Source organism: Allokutzneria albata, assembly GCF_900103775.1.
GTDB lineage: Bacteria > Actinomycetota > Actinomycetes > Mycobacteriales > Pseudonocardiaceae > Allokutzneria > Allokutzneria albata.
In genome coordinates, this window is the sequence record NZ_LT629701.1 from 7,300,529 (window position 1) to 7,314,918 (window position 14,390).

The 14,390-nt window shown below is 69.5% G+C and carries 16 protein-coding genes and 1 tRNA gene; 13 read left to right on the top strand and 4 right to left on the bottom strand.

Annotation, left to right across the window (positions count from 1 at the left end; all coding sequences use genetic code 11):
- Positions 1–143: 143 nt before the first annotated feature.
- From BLT28_RS33495 to BLT28_RS33525, 7 genes are all read left to right on the top strand, one after another.
- Entirely contained in the window at positions 144–2,129 is a 1,986-nt protein-coding gene (locus BLT28_RS33495; RefSeq protein ID WP_030426657.1) for a sensor histidine kinase, read from the top strand.
- Positions 2,081–2,734, top strand: a complete 654-nt coding sequence (locus BLT28_RS33500) for a LuxR C-terminal-related transcriptional regulator (protein WP_030426656.1) — start codon at positions 2,081–2,083, stop codon at positions 2,732–2,734. The genes BLT28_RS33495 and BLT28_RS33500 overlap by 49 nt, the downstream gene beginning before the upstream one ends.
- A gap of 93 nt (positions 2,735–2,827) precedes the next feature.
- The gene (locus BLT28_RS33505) at positions 2,828–3,061 is read left to right on the top strand and encodes a hypothetical protein (RefSeq protein ID WP_083383813.1); all 234 of its coding nucleotides are present in this window, start codon (positions 2,828–2,830) and stop codon (positions 3,059–3,061) included.
- A 23-nt stretch (positions 3,062–3,084) separates the two neighbouring features.
- Complete coding sequence (locus BLT28_RS33510) at positions 3,085–4,224, top strand: sensor histidine kinase (RefSeq protein WP_030426654.1); 1,140 nt, start codon at positions 3,085–3,087, stop codon at positions 4,222–4,224.
- A 5-nt stretch (positions 4,225–4,229) separates the two neighbouring features.
- Complete coding sequence (locus BLT28_RS33515) at positions 4,230–4,901, top strand: response regulator transcription factor (RefSeq protein ID WP_043810120.1); 672 nt, start codon at positions 4,230–4,232, stop codon at positions 4,899–4,901.
- A 9-nt stretch (positions 4,902–4,910) separates the two neighbouring features.
- Positions 4,911–6,128 (top strand): sensor histidine kinase, encoded by a 1,218-nt coding sequence (locus tag BLT28_RS33520; RefSeq protein ID WP_231950511.1) that lies wholly within the window; start codon positions 4,911–4,913, stop codon positions 6,126–6,128.
- Positions 6,119–6,763 carry a response regulator gene (locus BLT28_RS33525; protein ID WP_030426651.1) on the top strand — a complete coding sequence of 215 codons (645 nt, stop codon included), beginning with the start codon at positions 6,119–6,121 and terminating at the stop codon, positions 6,761–6,763. Before BLT28_RS33520 ends, BLT28_RS33525 begins: the two co-directional genes overlap by 10 nt.
- Here BLT28_RS33525 and BLT28_RS33530 read toward each other — a convergent pair.
- The gene (locus BLT28_RS33530; RefSeq protein ID WP_043810119.1) at positions 6,748–7,392 is read right to left on the bottom strand and encodes a DedA family protein; all 645 of its coding nucleotides are present in this window, start codon (positions 7,390–7,392) and stop codon (positions 6,748–6,750) included. The two genes, BLT28_RS33525 and BLT28_RS33530, sit on opposite strands and share 16 nt — an antisense overlap.
- Before the next feature lie 284 nt (positions 7,393–7,676).
- Between BLT28_RS33530 and BLT28_RS33535 the strand changes: the two genes are divergently transcribed.
- The 4 genes from BLT28_RS33535 to BLT28_RS33550 all read left to right on the top strand — a co-directional run bounded on the left by BLT28_RS33535 (position 7,677) and on the right by BLT28_RS33550 (position 12,426).
- Positions 7,677–9,011, top strand: a complete 1,335-nt coding sequence (locus BLT28_RS33535) for a DUF2786 domain-containing protein (protein ID WP_030426649.1) — start codon at positions 7,677–7,679, stop codon at positions 9,009–9,011.
- Positions 9,012–9,212: 201 nt separating this feature from the next.
- Complete coding sequence (locus BLT28_RS33540) at positions 9,213–10,658, top strand: serine hydrolase domain-containing protein (RefSeq protein ID WP_030426648.1); 1,446 nt, start codon at positions 9,213–9,215, stop codon at positions 10,656–10,658.
- A gap of 11 nt (positions 10,659–10,669) precedes the next feature.
- Positions 10,670–11,767 (top strand): sensor histidine kinase, encoded by a 1,098-nt coding sequence (locus tag BLT28_RS33545; RefSeq protein ID WP_231950512.1) that lies wholly within the window; start codon positions 10,670–10,672, stop codon positions 11,765–11,767.
- Complete coding sequence (locus BLT28_RS33550) at positions 11,764–12,426, top strand: response regulator (RefSeq protein WP_030426646.1); 663 nt, start codon at positions 11,764–11,766, stop codon at positions 12,424–12,426. The genes BLT28_RS33545 and BLT28_RS33550 overlap by 4 nt, the downstream gene beginning before the upstream one ends.
- A 5-nt stretch (positions 12,427–12,431) precedes the next feature.
- Here BLT28_RS33550 and BLT28_RS33555 read toward each other — a convergent pair.
- Positions 12,432–12,505, bottom strand: a tRNA-Leu gene (locus tag BLT28_RS33555).
- Positions 12,506–12,652: 147 nt separating this feature from the next.
- On the opposite strand from BLT28_RS33555, the gene BLT28_RS33560 reads away from it, so the two are divergent.
- Complete coding sequence (locus BLT28_RS33560; RefSeq protein WP_030426645.1) at positions 12,653–12,874, top strand: DUF3618 domain-containing protein; 222 nt, start codon at positions 12,653–12,655, stop codon at positions 12,872–12,874.
- 5 nt (positions 12,875–12,879) lie between these two features.
- On the opposite strand, the gene BLT28_RS33565 is transcribed toward BLT28_RS33560, so the two are convergent.
- Both BLT28_RS33565 and BLT28_RS33570 read right to left on the bottom strand, forming a co-directional pair.
- Positions 12,880–13,485 carry a TetR/AcrR family transcriptional regulator gene (locus tag BLT28_RS33565; protein ID WP_030426644.1) on the bottom strand — a complete coding sequence of 202 codons (606 nt, stop codon included), beginning with the start codon at positions 13,483–13,485 and terminating at the stop codon, positions 12,880–12,882.
- Between the two features lie 61 nt (positions 13,486–13,546).
- On the bottom strand, positions 13,547–13,888 hold the full coding sequence (locus tag BLT28_RS33570) for a hypothetical protein (protein WP_043810061.1): 342 nt from the start codon (positions 13,886–13,888) through the stop codon (positions 13,547–13,549).
- Between the two features lie 144 nt (positions 13,889–14,032).
- On the opposite strand from BLT28_RS33570, the gene BLT28_RS33575 reads away from it, so the two are divergent.
- On the top strand, positions 14,033–14,389 hold the full coding sequence (locus BLT28_RS33575) for a hypothetical protein (protein WP_156050390.1): 357 nt from the start codon (positions 14,033–14,035) through the stop codon (positions 14,387–14,389).
- Position 14,390: the final 1 nt, after the last annotated feature.

Sequence of the window (14,390 nt, forward strand, 5' to 3'; positions counted from 1 at the left end):
GCGCCCGGTCAGAATCCGTCTGGCTCCCGAACGGGGGTGGGCCTAGCCCCACCCCCACCGGGGACCTCGGCGGAATGCGCCCGCGCGGGCCGGGGACGCAGACTGTCCGCGTCGTCGTTCACCTCGGCTGTCAGGAGCAGGACATGGTGCGCAGGTACTCCGTCGCGATGGCGCGGGGCGTCGCCTTCGCGGGACTCGCCGTGGCGGGCCTGCTGACGTGGGTGCTGGTGCTGGCCTCGCTCGTGCCGGTGTTCGTCGGCCTGATCTTCACGCACATGCACGTCGTCCAGTGGACGCGGTTCCTGCCCAGGCTCGTGCGCCGCCTCAGCGGCCAGTGGTCCACAGTGGACATCGCCGATCCGTACCGCCCGCCGCCGGAGCCGGTGCAGCCCGACGAGGACGGGTGGTACCGCGACCAGGACCGGCTGTACAAGCGTGGGTGGTGGCTGGACTACCAGCGGCGGTTCACGTGGATCTCCAACGACCCCGCGACGTGGCGGGACCACCTGTGGATGCTGGTCAACGGAGTCGTCGGCACCGTGCTCGGCCTGCTGCCCGTGGCCGCGTTCGGTTCCGGCCTCCTCGGGCTCGTCGCGCCGTGGCGGCCGTTCGGGATCCCCTGGTACGCCGGTGTTCCCCTGGGCCTGCTGGTCATGGTGCTCGGCGTGCTCTCCGCGCCGTACCTGGTGATCGCCCAGGGACGGTGGAACCGACTGCTGCTCGCACGGCAACGCCCGCGCGGTCCCAAGTCCAGGCTGCGTGTGTGGGCCGGTGATCGGCTGCGCGCCATCGGTCACGGGGCAGCCATCGCGTCGCTCAGCGCGCTGGGGTTGCTGTTGTTCCTGGCGCACCTCGTCGTGTTCGTCGTCGGTCAGTTCACCGGGCTGAACGGCCTGGTGTGGGCACCGCTGGTCGAGGCGGGGCGTTCGTTGCCCAACTTCGCCCGTTCGCGGGTGAAGGACGTGCTGGGCGCGGAGATCCCGGACCCCTACCTGCCCGAGCCACCGCTGCCTCGCCCCCGCCCGGACGGCAGGTACCAGGCCGGACGCGCCCTGTACCGCACCGCGGGCCCGGTGATCCGGTACGAGCGGTGGAGGTGGGCGATGTCCGACCGCGCCACCTGGCGCGACCTCGCGTGGATGGCGCTGAACAGCGTTGTGGGCCTGCTGCCGTTCCTCCCCGCTGTGCTGGCGTGCATCGGTGCGTTCGGTTGGGTGCTCCCGTGGTTCTGGGAGCCGGTGCTCGCCTACTTCCTCGACAGGCCCACGAAACCCGGCTATGCGTTCGCCGATCTGTGGCTGCCGAAGGCCACCGTGCTCGGCCCGTTGCCCGGCATCTTCGAGCCGGTGTTCGGCGTCCTGCTGACCCTCTTCTCGTTCGTCGTCGCTCCCTGGCTGGTGCGGATCTACGCGAAGTGGATCCCGGTCCTGCTCGCCCCCACCAAGGCCGCTCTGCTCGCCAAGCGGGTCCAGGTGCTGACCGAGTCCCGGGCCGAGGCCTCCGACGCGCAGGCCGCCGAGCTGCGCCGCATCGAGCGCGACCTGCACGACGGCGCTCAGGCCCGCCTGGTCGCCATGGGCCTCAAGCTCGGCGCGGCCGAAGCGCTGATCGACCGCGACCCCGTTGCTGCCAAAGCCCTGGTCGCCCAGGTCCGCGAGGCGTCCTCGGTGGCGCTGCGCGAACTCCGTGACCTCGTGCGCGGCATCCACCCGCCGGTGCTCGCCGAACGCGGCCTCGTCGACGCCGTCCGCGCGCTCGCACTGGACAGCGCACTCGACGTCGAGGTCACCGGCGACCTGCCCGGGCGGCTTGAAGCGCCGGTGGAGTCCGCGGCGTACTTCGGCGTGTCCGAGGTGCTGACCAACGCAGCCAAACACGCGAAGGCCACCCGCGTGACGATCGAAATGAGCCACGACGGCGAGCGGCTGCGCATCGTCGCCACCGACGACGGGCGCGGTGGAGCGGATCCGAGCCTCGGCAGTGGCCTACGCGGCATCGAGCGCCGATTCGCGACCTTCGACGGTACGTTCACCGTCGACAGCCCGGTGGGCGGGCCTACCAAGGTGATCATGGAGTTGCCGTGCGTGTTGTCCTCGCCGAAGACCTCTACCTCCTTCGAGACGGCCTGACGCACCTGTTGCAGGCGCACGGCTTCGAGATCGTGGCAGCGGTGGAGAGCGGCCCGGAACTTCAGCACGCGCTCACCGAATACCGGCCGGACGTGGCCGTCGTCGACGTCCGGCTGCCACCCACCTTCACCGACGAGGGCCTGCAGGCCGCGTTGTCCGCCCGCCGCGCGGTACCGGGCCTGCCTGTGCTGGTGCTGTCCCAACACGTGGAGCAGCTCTACGCCAGGGAGCTGCTCGCCGACGGCACGGGCGCCATCGGATACCTGTTGAAGGACCGGGTTTTCAACGCCGAGCAGTTCGTCGACGCCGTCCGCCGCGTCGCCGGTGGTGGCACGGTGATGGACCCGGAGGTCATCTCGAAGCTGCTTGCCAGCAACGCCCGCGACGAACCCATCGGCAAGCTGACCGAGCGCGAGCGCGAGGTGCTGGAGCTGATGGCCGAGGGCCGGTCCAACGCCGCCATCGCACAACGGTTGTTCATCAGCGAGGGCGCCATCGGCAAGCACACCGCGAGCATCTTCACCAAGCTCGGCCTGGCCCCCTCCGACGACGACAACCGCCGCGTCCTGGCGGTGCTCGCCTACCTCAACGGCACCCCCAGGTAGTGCTGGATCTCCACCCGCGTCTCCACCCTCGGGAGGTCCAGTTCCCCGTGGTCGCGGACCTAGCGTTGCCCCACATCGGAGAAAGGGGTCACCGTGGAACGGATCATGGAGTTCTACCTGCTGCGGGTGGGAATCATCGCCGCGGTCGTCGTCGGGTTGGTGCTTCTGGGCATCGTCCTCCTGGTGGTGGTGAAGAAACTGGGGCTGCTCGGGCAGGCGAAGAACGTCGTCGAGCCGGTGCTCCGGCGCAGAACGCAGGACAGCGGTATCAAGGGCGCGGTGGCCAAGGTGGTGCTCGACCGACTCGATGACCCGCGTCATCGCTGACCGCGTCCGGGAAGGAACTGGGAATGGCCGGAGTACGGGCAGCCGATCGGCTCGCTCCGAGCTGGTTCGTGGTCCAGGTGCTGGGCACGGTGGCGCTGGTCGCCACGGTTGTCACGGCGTCCTCGGCCTCCACCTGGTTGTGGCTGGTCTACCTGGCGAGCCTCGCCTGCTGGGCGCTGTGGTTGTTGTCGGCGTCGTGGTTGCCGCGCACCTCCCTGGCGTTGTTGACGGTGGCGTCGCTGTTGCCCGCACTCGCTGTTGGGCCGAGCACGGACGGCACCGCGCTGATCATGGTGGCGGTGGTGCTCGGGCGGTTGGCCATGCTGCCCAGCGTGAGCGCCGTCGTCATCGCGGCGGTGATGGCGTTGGACGTCCTCACCGCCGCCACCAGTTGTCTGGTGTTCGACCGGCCGCCAAGCCTCGCCTTCGGAGCGGTGGTGCTGTGCGTCTTCGTCACGTTGCTCGGAATGCACCCGCGCCACTACCAACTGCAGGCCGCTCACTCCCGGCAGTTGCTGGAGCAGACCCGGCGCGCCCAACGGGAACAAGCCCGTGCCGCCGCACTGGACGAACGCACTCGCATCGCACGGGAGCTGCACGACGTCCTGGCGCATTCCCTTGGCGCCCTTGGTGTTCAGTTGGAGGTTGCCGAGGTTCTGCTGACCGACAAGGGGGATATCACCGGCGCGGTGGAGCGGGTGCGCCGATCACGCCGATTGGCCGCGAAGGGACTCGCCGAAGCTCGCCGCGCCGTCGCCGCCCTCCGCTCCGACGTGATGCCGCTCGCCGACGCGGTGACCGCGCTCGCCGAGGATCACCGCTCCGACCACGGAGTGGACGTCGAGGTGAAGTCCGAGGGCGAACCACGAGCGATCTCCTCGGCGGCAACCGTGTGCTTGCTCGGCAGCGTGCGAGAGGCGCTGACCAACGCGGCCAAGCACGCTCCGGGTGCCCCTGTCACGATCACCGTGAGGTACCGCGCCGCGGACGTCCAGACCGAGGTTCGCAACGCACGCCCCGAACGGGTCGGTGATACCGGGGCGACCGCCGAAGGCTACGGCCTCACCGGGATGCGCGAGCGGCTCGCACTGGTCGGTGGCAGTCTCACCACAGCGCCGACCGAGGACGGGGGTTGGTTGGTGACCGCGGAGGTTCCGGGATGAGTGAGTTGATCCGAGTGATCGTGGCCGACGACCAACAGGTCATGCGGGAAGGTCTGGTGGCGTTGCTGAACCTCCTTCCGGACGTCGAGGTGGTGGGAGCCGCGGGCAACGGTCGGCAGGCGGTGGAGCTGCTCGACGAGGTCACCGCGGACGTTGTGCTGATGGATCTGCGGATGCCGATCCTTGACGGGGCCGCCGCGACCCGCCTCATCGTGGAGCGGTATCCCCAGGTCGCCGTGCTGGTGCTGACGACCTATGACGACGACGAGTCGATCGCCTCCGCCCTGAATGCGGGCGCTCGGGGCTACCTGACCAAGGACGCTGGTCGCGCCGAGATCACTGCTGCTCTTCGTGCCGTCACGACGGGACAGTCCACTTTCGACGCAGCGGTGTCTCAGCGGTTGGTTGCCGCGTTCGCCGGCGACGTCGGAGCGGCGGCCATCCGGCGGCCCACGGACGGCCTGACCCCGCGCGAGACCGAAGTGCTCGCCCTGATTGCGAGCGGACTCAGCAACGCTGAGATCGCGAAGACGCTGTACATCGGTGCGACAACTGTGAAGACGCACATCAACAACGCGTTCGCGAAGATCGGTGCCCGAAACCGCGCGGACGCCGTGCGGTACGCGTACCGGCACGGCCTCGCCACCGGAGAAGCAGGACGACCCGGCCTCGGTTAGCCTCGCCCCGTGGGGGCTGATGCGGTCGTGCGGAGGGCGAAGCCCGAGGGAGTTCGCGCGTGGGGGTCGGTGACCCTGGGCGTCCTGGTGGGACTGCCGATGGCCTTGGTGGACCTCGGCTTCCTGCTGTGGGCCGGTCTGGTGTCCTCGCCCGGACTGGTGTGGCCCGCACTGCGGCGCTCGTCCCGCCCGATGGTTCTTACCCAGGCATCTGTGCTCGCGCGGATGGAACGTCGGCGCCTCATGCGGTGGTGCGGGGCCGAGCCCGGCCGGGACAACGACGGCCGCCGCGCCCTGCGCTACCTCGCCGCGCGCGCCCCGATGGGCCTGCTCGGCGGCATCGTCGTCATCGTCGGATTCTGGTACGGCATCAGCTTTCTGGCGGTGTACCTCTACGTGCCTCCGGGAGCCCCGCTGGAGGGCACTCGGGGGTGGGCCATCCGGGCTGACCCGACCGATGCCCACAACGAGTTCTACATGATCGCGTTGACCGTGCTGGGCCTGATCGGCCTGTACGTCACGGCCCTGTTCACCTTCGCCCAGGTCGCGGTCGAGCGCTGGTTGCTGCGCAACCTGCTCGGACCGAGCGCGGTCGAAGTGCTGGAGCGCAGGGTCACCCAACTGTCGGTGAGCCGCGCCGAGACGGTGAAGGCGATCAACGACGAACGCCGCAGGATCGAGCGGGATCTGCACGACGGCATCCAGCAGCGACTCGTCGCGCTCGGCATGCTGCTGGGCCGGGCCCGCAGGGGAACGGACCCGACCAAGGCGCAGGATCTGTTGCGCCAGGCGCACGAGGAATCGCAGCAGGCGCTGACCGACCTGCGCGAGGTGGCGTGGCGGGTGTACCCGAGCGCTCTCGACGACCTGGGGCTCGCCGAGGTGCTCGCGGCGCTCGCCGAACGCTCCGAGGTCCCGGTCCGGTTGCACTACCGGCTGGAGGAACGCCTCCCCTCGCCGGTCGAGGCGGTCGTGTACTTCGTGGTTTTCGAGGCGGTGACCAACGCGGTGAAGCATTCGGGTGCCTCCTGCGTCGAGGTCCACATTGGACGAATCGGGGACGAGATCGTGGTCATCGTCGGCGACGACGGACGGGGTGGTGCCGATCCGGCCGGGCGCGGGCTGAGCGGCCTGGCCGGCCGGGTCGCCGCGCTGGACGGTGAGTTCGTGCTGAGCAGTCCCGCAGGGGGACCGACCGAGATCCGGGTGATGCTGCCGTGCGGGTGATCCTCGCCGAGGACTCGGCGCTGTTGCGGGAAGGGCTGGTCCGGCTGCTGGCCGAGGAGGGCCATGAGGTGCTGGCCGCGGTCGGGGACGCGGCCGAACTGCTGGCTTACGTACGGCACCAACAGCCGGATGTCGTCGTGGTGGACGTCCGGATGCCGCCGACGCACACGGACGAGGGTCTGCGCGCCGCACTGGAGATCCGGCGCACCTGGCCCGCGGTGGGCGTTCTGGTGTTGTCGCAGTACGTGGAGAAGCGATACGCCACCGAGCTGCTCAGCACCGACTCCGAGGGGGTCGGGTACCTGCTCAAGGACCGGGTGGTCCAGGTGGGCGAGTTCCTCGACGCACTGCAGCGGGTCGCCGACGGCGGGGCCGCCTTCGATCCGGAGGTGGTCCGGCAGTTGCTGTCCCGGACCACCCACGTCGATCCGTTGGCGCGGTTGACGGGCAGGGAACGCGATGTGCTCGGCAGGATGGCTCAGGGGCACACCAACAGCACCATCGCCGAGCAGCTGCACGTGTCCCGGAGCGCCGTGGAGAAGCACGTCAACGCGATCTTCGAGAAGCTCGACCTGTCGCACACCACCGGCTACAGCCGCCGGGTGCTCGCGGTCCTGCGCTACCTCGGCTCCTGAACTCGTCCGCGCTTGGCCACCCGGGTCACCACGAACCAGATCACCAGCAGGACGACCGCCGCGGCCACGCCCTTGGACAGCACGCCCGCGTACTGCTCGACCAACCCCCAGTTCTCGCCGAGGGTGTAGCCCGCCAACACGAACGCGGTGTTCCACACCAGGCTGCCCAGCGTGGTGAAGAACAGGAACGTCGGGATCCGCATCCGTTCGACACCCGCCGGTACTGAGATGAAGCTCCGGAAGATGGGGATCATGCGGCCGTAGAACACCGCCTTCACCCCGTGCCGGGCGAACCACGCCTCGGTCCGGTCGATGTCCGCGACCTTCACGAGGGGGAGCTTCGCGGCGATCGCGCGGGTGCGGTCGCGGCCGAGCAGGGCGCCGACCGCGTAGAGGACCATCGCGCCGACCACGGACCCGAGGGTGGTCCACAGGATGGCGCCCACCAGGCTGAGGCTTCCCTTGCTCGCCGTGAAGCCCGCGAGCGGGAGGATCACCTCGCTGGGCAGGGGAGGGAACAGGTTCTCCAGGGCGATGGCGAGTCCCGCACCGGGCCCTCCCAGCGCTTCCATGAGCCCGATGGCCCAGCCGGTGATGCCGCCGGGCTCGGGGTTGGTTGCCAGATTCATGACTTCGTCGATCACGTCTACGACGCTAGGAATCCGGCGCCGGGCCGTCGCTGAGGAAGACCAGCCAAACTCGGGCTGAACACCGCAGGCGAATACTGAAGAAAACCTCAGTGCGTTGGGTTCCGCGCCGGGGCAGTCTGGCCAAGCGGGACCGCCGTGCACGGATCACACGGCTGGTTTCCTCGCTCTGGCCGAAGGACTGCGATCGGCCCTTGGCCCTTGGCCCTCGGCCCTCGGCGCTTGGACACGGCACGGAAGGCGGAACGCGATGTGAGGACTGACTTATGGGTAAGCGCAACCAAGAGAAGCGTGAGGCCAAGGCGGAACAGCGAGCACGTGGGCGTGCCGGTCGTGCCCCGATACGAGATGACCCAGGTGCGGATGACTTCGAGGAGTGCTCAGGCGAACAGGCGTACTCCCGGAAGCGGGCTCATGCCTTCCGCTCCGCGGTACGTGCCGCCGCCCAGGCGTACGTTCTGCGTGGTCCAGCGGCAGCGGTCGAACTCGTCGAGGACCTGAGCGCCTGGTGCCGGGCGATCGGCGTTCGCGAAGCGCACGTCGCACTGGAACAGATCTTGTTGGACGAGGTTCGCGAGATATGGAAACGCGGATGGCTGCCGGTGGACGTGTTCCACCTCGTGCGACGCCGGGTAGGGCGAGAGGCTGCGTCTCTCGTCGTTGATGTCATCGCCGCAGAACGCGCACATCATGCCCCGGGCACGGTGCATCCGCGGTGGCAGGATCAGTTGACGGAGATCGGCGCCACTGTGCGGCGGGATCGGGCGGCGCCGTTGCTGAGCCAATGGGCGCGACGACACGGCCACGACGAGCTGACGACGCTGACCGCGGCTGTTGCCGTCATCGGCGACCTTGCTTTCACCGCGGCGACTGCGCGGAGCCTGCCCCCACCCGGCTGCGCCCAGAACGTGACCCGGGCAGCTACCGGCGTCGACGAGAAGGTGCTCTCACGGGTGCGAGGCTTGCTCGCCAAGGCGGAGTCCACCGACTATCCCGATGAGGCCGAGGCGTTGTCCGCCAAGGCACAGGAGTTGATGAACCGGTACGCGTTGGACCGTGCCGCTGTGGAGGCCGAACAAGACGTGCCGCTCGCGGTGGCAGTTCGTCGGATCTGGCTGGAGAGTCCTTACCTGGCAGAGAAAGGACATCTGGTGACGGCGGTGGCCGGAGCCAACCGCTGCCGTTCGGTGCTCACCGCGAAACCGGGATACCTCACGATGATCGGTGACGAACTCGACCTGGATGCGACCGAGCTGCTGTCGACCTCGTTGCTGGTGCAGGCCAACAGGGCGATGCTGGCCGAGGGCAAGCGGACTGGACACGCGAAGGCCCGCTCGTTCCGGCAGTCCTTCCTGATCTCGTACGGCGTGCGGATCGGTGAGCGGCTGCACGCGGTCACGGCCTTGGACGAGTCGACGTCGCGAGCACTCGTTCCCGTGTTCGCCGAACGCGAGAAGGCAATCGACAACACGCTCGACGACCTGTTCCCACGCCTGCGATCACGGGACTTCACTGTCCGCGACGCGTCCGGCTGGGCCGCCGGACATGCTGCGGCCGACCGAGCCCGGTTGACCCTAAAGCGTCGAGCGTCGCACGACTGAGTGGCAGAGGACGCACGCGAGGTCAGCTGGGCAGCCAACGTGACGGGAGGTGCCTGATGAAGAAGACCTGACGAAAGTCAGGGGTGAGGGCTGTCTTACGGGCCCTGCGCTGAGGTGGCCCGATTCCTAGCGTTTCCGCCGTCAATCAGACGAACGGAGCGCACGGTGTGGGGACAAGGCAGAAGTTGGTGGCGGAGCGCGGTGGCTGCGGCGTTGGTGCTGAGCGCCGCGGTGCCCGGCCTGGCGATGGCAAGCGAAGGTGTGGACCGGGCCGCGGTGGACCGGTTCGTCACGAGTTTTGCTGACAGCGCCGGATATCCAGGTGTAGCGGTCGCGATCACCAAGGCGGATCGAGTGGTGCACGTGGCAGGCTACGGGCGTGATTCCTCAGGCGCCGGGCTGACCGCGGCGACGCCGATGCCGGTGGCTTCGGTCAGCAAGTCGTTCACGGCACTGGCCGTGATGCAGTTGGTCGAGGCCGGAAAGGTGAAGCTCGACGCGCCGGTGCGCGACTACATCGCCGACTTTCGGATCGCGGATCCGCGGGGTGCGCGGATCACGGTGCGGCAGTTGCTGAGCCACACCTCCGGAATCACCGATCGCACGCTTCCCGAGAAGAGCCTGCCGCAACCGAACTCCTTGGCGGAGGCCGTGGTGCGCGTCCGCGACGCGACGCTGGCGGTCGAGCCCGGGACACAGCACCGCTACACGAACACGAACTACCACCTCGCGGCACGGCTGGTGGAGGTGGTCGCCGGTGAACCGTTCGCGGAATACCTGCGGCGACAGGTGTTCGAGCCAGCGGGCATGCGGGGGACCACCTCCATCGACCGCACCCCGCGCGACGTTCCCAGCACGGTGCGGAACGGCCACATCTACGCCTACGGGAAGTCTGTTCCCGCCAGGGAGCCTGACCGGTTCGTCGCGGGTTCCGACGGTGTGATCTCCACTGCCGAGGACATGGCGCGGTGGCTGGTGGTGCAGGCCAACGGTGGCCGGACGGCCGACGGCACCCGGCTCGTCCCGCCCGAGAGCGCAGCGGCCATGCGCACATCGTCGGATCCGCGTTGGACGTACGGGCTGGGCTGGGACACCAGCAGCGGCGGCAAGGCTCGGCATGGCGGCATCTGGTTCACCCACGTGGCGGGTGCGCTGCTGCTGCCCTCCGGCTACGGCATCGCAGTGCTCAGCAACAGCGGCATCGGCCCGGGCAACGAGGGCACCTACTCACTGGAAGAAGGGTTGGCCGCGGTCCTGGAAGGAGGTATCCCCTCGACCGGTTCGCCGACGAGATTGATCATTGACCTGGTTCTGGCCGGGCTGACGTTGGTCAGCGTCGCACTCGGTGTGCGAAACCTGCGACGTCGGCGGGTGTGGGCGCGGCGGTTCGAAGGTCGGCCTGTGTGGCAGCTGGTGCTGCGGCTGCTGCCCCGCTTCGCTCCACTGGCCATCCTGCTCGCACTGCCTTACCTGCTCGGGTCGCTCTTCGGCGGCGGCCGTGACATGAACTACGTCCAGTTCGCCCACTACTCGGTGGCGCTGGTGACGTGGGGGCTGGTCGCGAGCCTGATGAACATCGGCGTGGTCGTCTCCCGGGTCGTGGCGTTGCGGAGGCTGGGCCGGTCTTCCCTGGTGAAGGCTGGGTAGTGTCCGTGAGCATGACGGGTGCCAGCGACTGGTGGTTGCGGAGATCGCCCGTCCCGCCGTGGGCGCTGGGATCAGTCGCGGCGATGCTCGTGGTCGTTGTCGTGTCCTATGAGGACATGACGACCTGGGCGTTCGCCTGCGCTCTGCTTGCGCCCAGCGCGGCCACCGTGTTGCTCGCGGTGCGCCCACTGGCCGCGCTCGGCGTGTGCGTCGTGGCGTCACTCGGGATGTCGTTGGCGGTGGACCACAGCGTCCCGCCGTGGAGTGTCGCGTTCGGTGCGGCACTGGGCGTGATCAGTTTCCTGGTGGGGCGTCGCACAGCCGACGCGGTGCCCGCCCTCGTGGTGTTCGGGGTGGGCGCCGGCTTGGCGGGCGTGCTCGGTTCGATCGCGAGTGGCGCGTGGGCGAGCGGGCCGCAGATGCTCGCGATGGCCGTGGTGCTGCCTTGGTGGTTGGGGCGCGGTGTTCGGCAACAGGCGGAGCTGGCCGCCGCAGACACCGAGCGCGCGCACCTTCGGGAGCGGGCTCGCATCGCGCACGACATGCATGACGTGCTCGGCCACGAGCTGAGCCTCCTGGCGTTGCGCGCCGGGGCCTTGGAGCTGGCGCCGGACCTGCCCGAGCGACACCGGGCGGCGATCGCGGCGCTGCGCGCGGGAGCAGGCCAGGCGATCGAGCGGCTGGCCGACATCGTCGGTGTTCTGCGCGACCGGGAGCCTGCGCCGCTGCACCCCGCGTCGGACGGTGTCGAGGACCTCGTTGACCGAGCCGTGGGCGCGGGAATGACGGTGTCGTTGGAGTGGGACGGCCCGCGGCAGCTGCCCGAGGTCATCGGCCAGGCGGCACATCGAGTGGTTCAGGAAGCGCTGACCAACGCCATGAAGCACGCACCGGCAGCGGCGGTGCGGGTCCGCCTGGCGGTCACCGGCACGAGCACCGAGGTCACCGTGACCAACGAGATGACCTCCGCATCGAGACGGGTCGGCGGCCGGGTCGGACTGGCGGCGCTGGAGGAGCGGGTCCGGTTCGTCGGTGGCACGTTCCGCGCGGGGCCGGTCGGCCGCACGTTCGAAGTCGTCGCCGCACTGCCACATCCGAGGGAGCCATGATCCGGGTACTGCTCGCCGACGACGAAGCGATGATCCGCGCCGGAGTGCGCGCCATCCTCACCGCCGACCAGGAGATCGACGTGATCGCCGAGGCGGCTGACGGGAGGCAGGCCGTCGAACTCGCCGCGGCGCACCGCCCCGACGTCGCCCTGCTGGACATCCGGATGCCGCGCCTGGACGGCCTGGCCGCCGCGGCCGAGATCGTCCGCGCGGTGCCGGAGGTCGCCGTGGCGATCCTGACCACCTTCGGCGACGACGCGTACTTGGCCAAGGCGCTCGACGGTGGCGCGAGGGGGTTCCTGCTGAAGTCCGGCGACCCGCGGGAGCTGATCTCCGGGGTGCACGCGGTGGCGGGCGGGGGTGCCTACCTGGCGCCGAAGGTGGCCGAGCGGGTGATCACGAAGCTGCGTGCGACGGGGTTCAGCCGCGAGACGGCGGCGCGTGCGCGGGTGGAGTCGTTGACCCAGCGGGAGCGTGACGTGCTGGCCCTGCTCGGCGGTGGGCTGTCCAACGCGCAGATCGCGAACCGGCTCCACCTCGTGGAGGGCACGGTGAAGGGCCACGTCAGCGCGATCTTCGACCGGCTCGGCCTGGACAACCGGGTGCAGGCGGCGGTGCTGGCCCACGAGGCCGGTCTCAGTGCCGAGCAGGGATCCTGAGCGAGTGGGGCCGGTGGGACTCGAACCCACACTGGCACGGACCTAAACCGTGTGCCTCTGCCAATTGGGCTACGGCCCCCTGCGAGCACAGCCTATCGGCCTCGCCGGAGGCGGTCGCGGGCAGCGTCGGAACGTCGTTTCCGCGGTTTCGGCGTGCCGGTGTCCGGGTTCCCCGCGGTGCTGACTACCGTGTTGGGCTGGAGTGTGTCGTGAGCGAGGAGGAGCCGTGGCCCGCGACCCGGACACCATTGAGCGCGAGATCGAGCAGGCGCGAGACGCGCTCGCCACCACGTTGGACCAGCTGAGTGTGCGTGCGCACCCGAAGCGCTTCGTGGAGAGCGGATCGGACGCCGTGCGTCACAAGCTGGACGACCCCAAGATCAAGCTTCCGCTGATCGGGCTGGGCGTGCTTGTGGTGCTGACCCTCGTGCGCAAGCTGTTCCGCTAGGCGGTTCAGCGCAGCAGGGGCATCAGGGCCTCGTCGACCAGGCGGTCGATGTAGGTCGGATCAGCGGGCTCACCGATCAGCATCAGCCGGTGGGTGAGCGCCGCACCGGCCAGTTCGACGACCATGCCGTGCGGGGCGTCGGCGCGGATCTCACCGCGCGCGGTGCCCGCCTCCAGAATTCGTCGCAGGATCTTCCGCTGTGAGCTGAGGAAACCCGTGCGGAACGCCTCGGCCAGCTCGGGCTCGTGCGGTAGCTCGCCGACCAGGGCCTGCGCCGCCTTCCCGATCGGCCCGGTGAGCAGGGTCGCGTACGTGGACAGGAACTCGCGGAGGTCGTCGGCGACCGTTCCGGTGTCCGGCTGGGGGATGTTGCGGCTGACCAGCTCCTGACAGGTGTCGATGACCAGTTCGAGCTTGGACTCCCAGCGCCGGTAGATCGTGGCCTTGCCCGCCCGCGCCCGCGCGGCGACGGCGTCCATGGTCAGCGCTCGATAACCGACGTCCGCCATGACTTCGAGCGTCGCCTTGCGCAGCGCGTCGTCCCGGCTGGCGTCGCGGGGCCTGCCCCGCTGGACCGTTCTGGGCTGTTCCGCCTGGGGCGCTGTGGCCACCCTGCCTCCCTGCGACCGGTTGCGGCCCGTGTGCCCGCGCGCCAATCCTAAGTCGCCGGGATCAGCCGGCCGCGCTGGCGGACTCCTCCGGCTCGGTCTCGGCTTCGGCCGCCGGCTCGGTTGCCGGTGCCTCGGCTTGCGCGGGGACGCCGTAGCTGGTGGTCATGCCGTGTCGCGCGTGCAGGTAGGCCGTGGTGAAGGCGAACGCGTCGCCGTTGAGCAGGTGCACGACGGTGCGCTGCTTCTTGCCGGTGACGATCTTCTCGACGATCTGGTCCGCGCTGTCCCGCGCCGCGATCAAGCCGGGAGCGTGCGCGGTCGTGCTCTCTTCGCCCGCGTCGACCGTGATGGTCCAGTCGTCACCGTCGGGTACGTAGTTGATCGTGATCGGTGTGCTGTCCATGTGACGCCTCCCGTGGGCTCGCTCCCATGGTGAGAGACGGTGGGCCGCGCCGCATGACGAAGGGTCACTCGGATGGCCGCAGGTAACGAATTCTGTTCGTAAAGGGACATTCCTGACGACTGGAGCCTGATGAGGAGGGACAGCGTGCGATTTCTCGGCGGTGTGCTGGTCGCGTGCGCGCTTGTCCTGACGATTCCGGGGCCGGCCGTTGCGGTGACCGTGCCGGAGCCGGACTGCGGTGTCGTCGTCGTGCTCGGTCTCAGCCCCGCCGACTGCCAGGCCGCGTCGCCCTCCATCCCCACGGCGAAGACCGCTGAGCCCTCGTCCCCGGCGCTGGAGCCCTACCTCGCTGAAGAGGACGCGGCCTCCGGTGGCGCGACCTTGGCCGCGCCACCGGTGACCGCCACCCGGGGTGAACCGGCTCCCGCACTCGCCATCGGCCTCGCCCTGCTGGCTCTCGCCGGGGTCGGTGCGGTGGCGGTGCGGGTCGTCCGGGACTGAG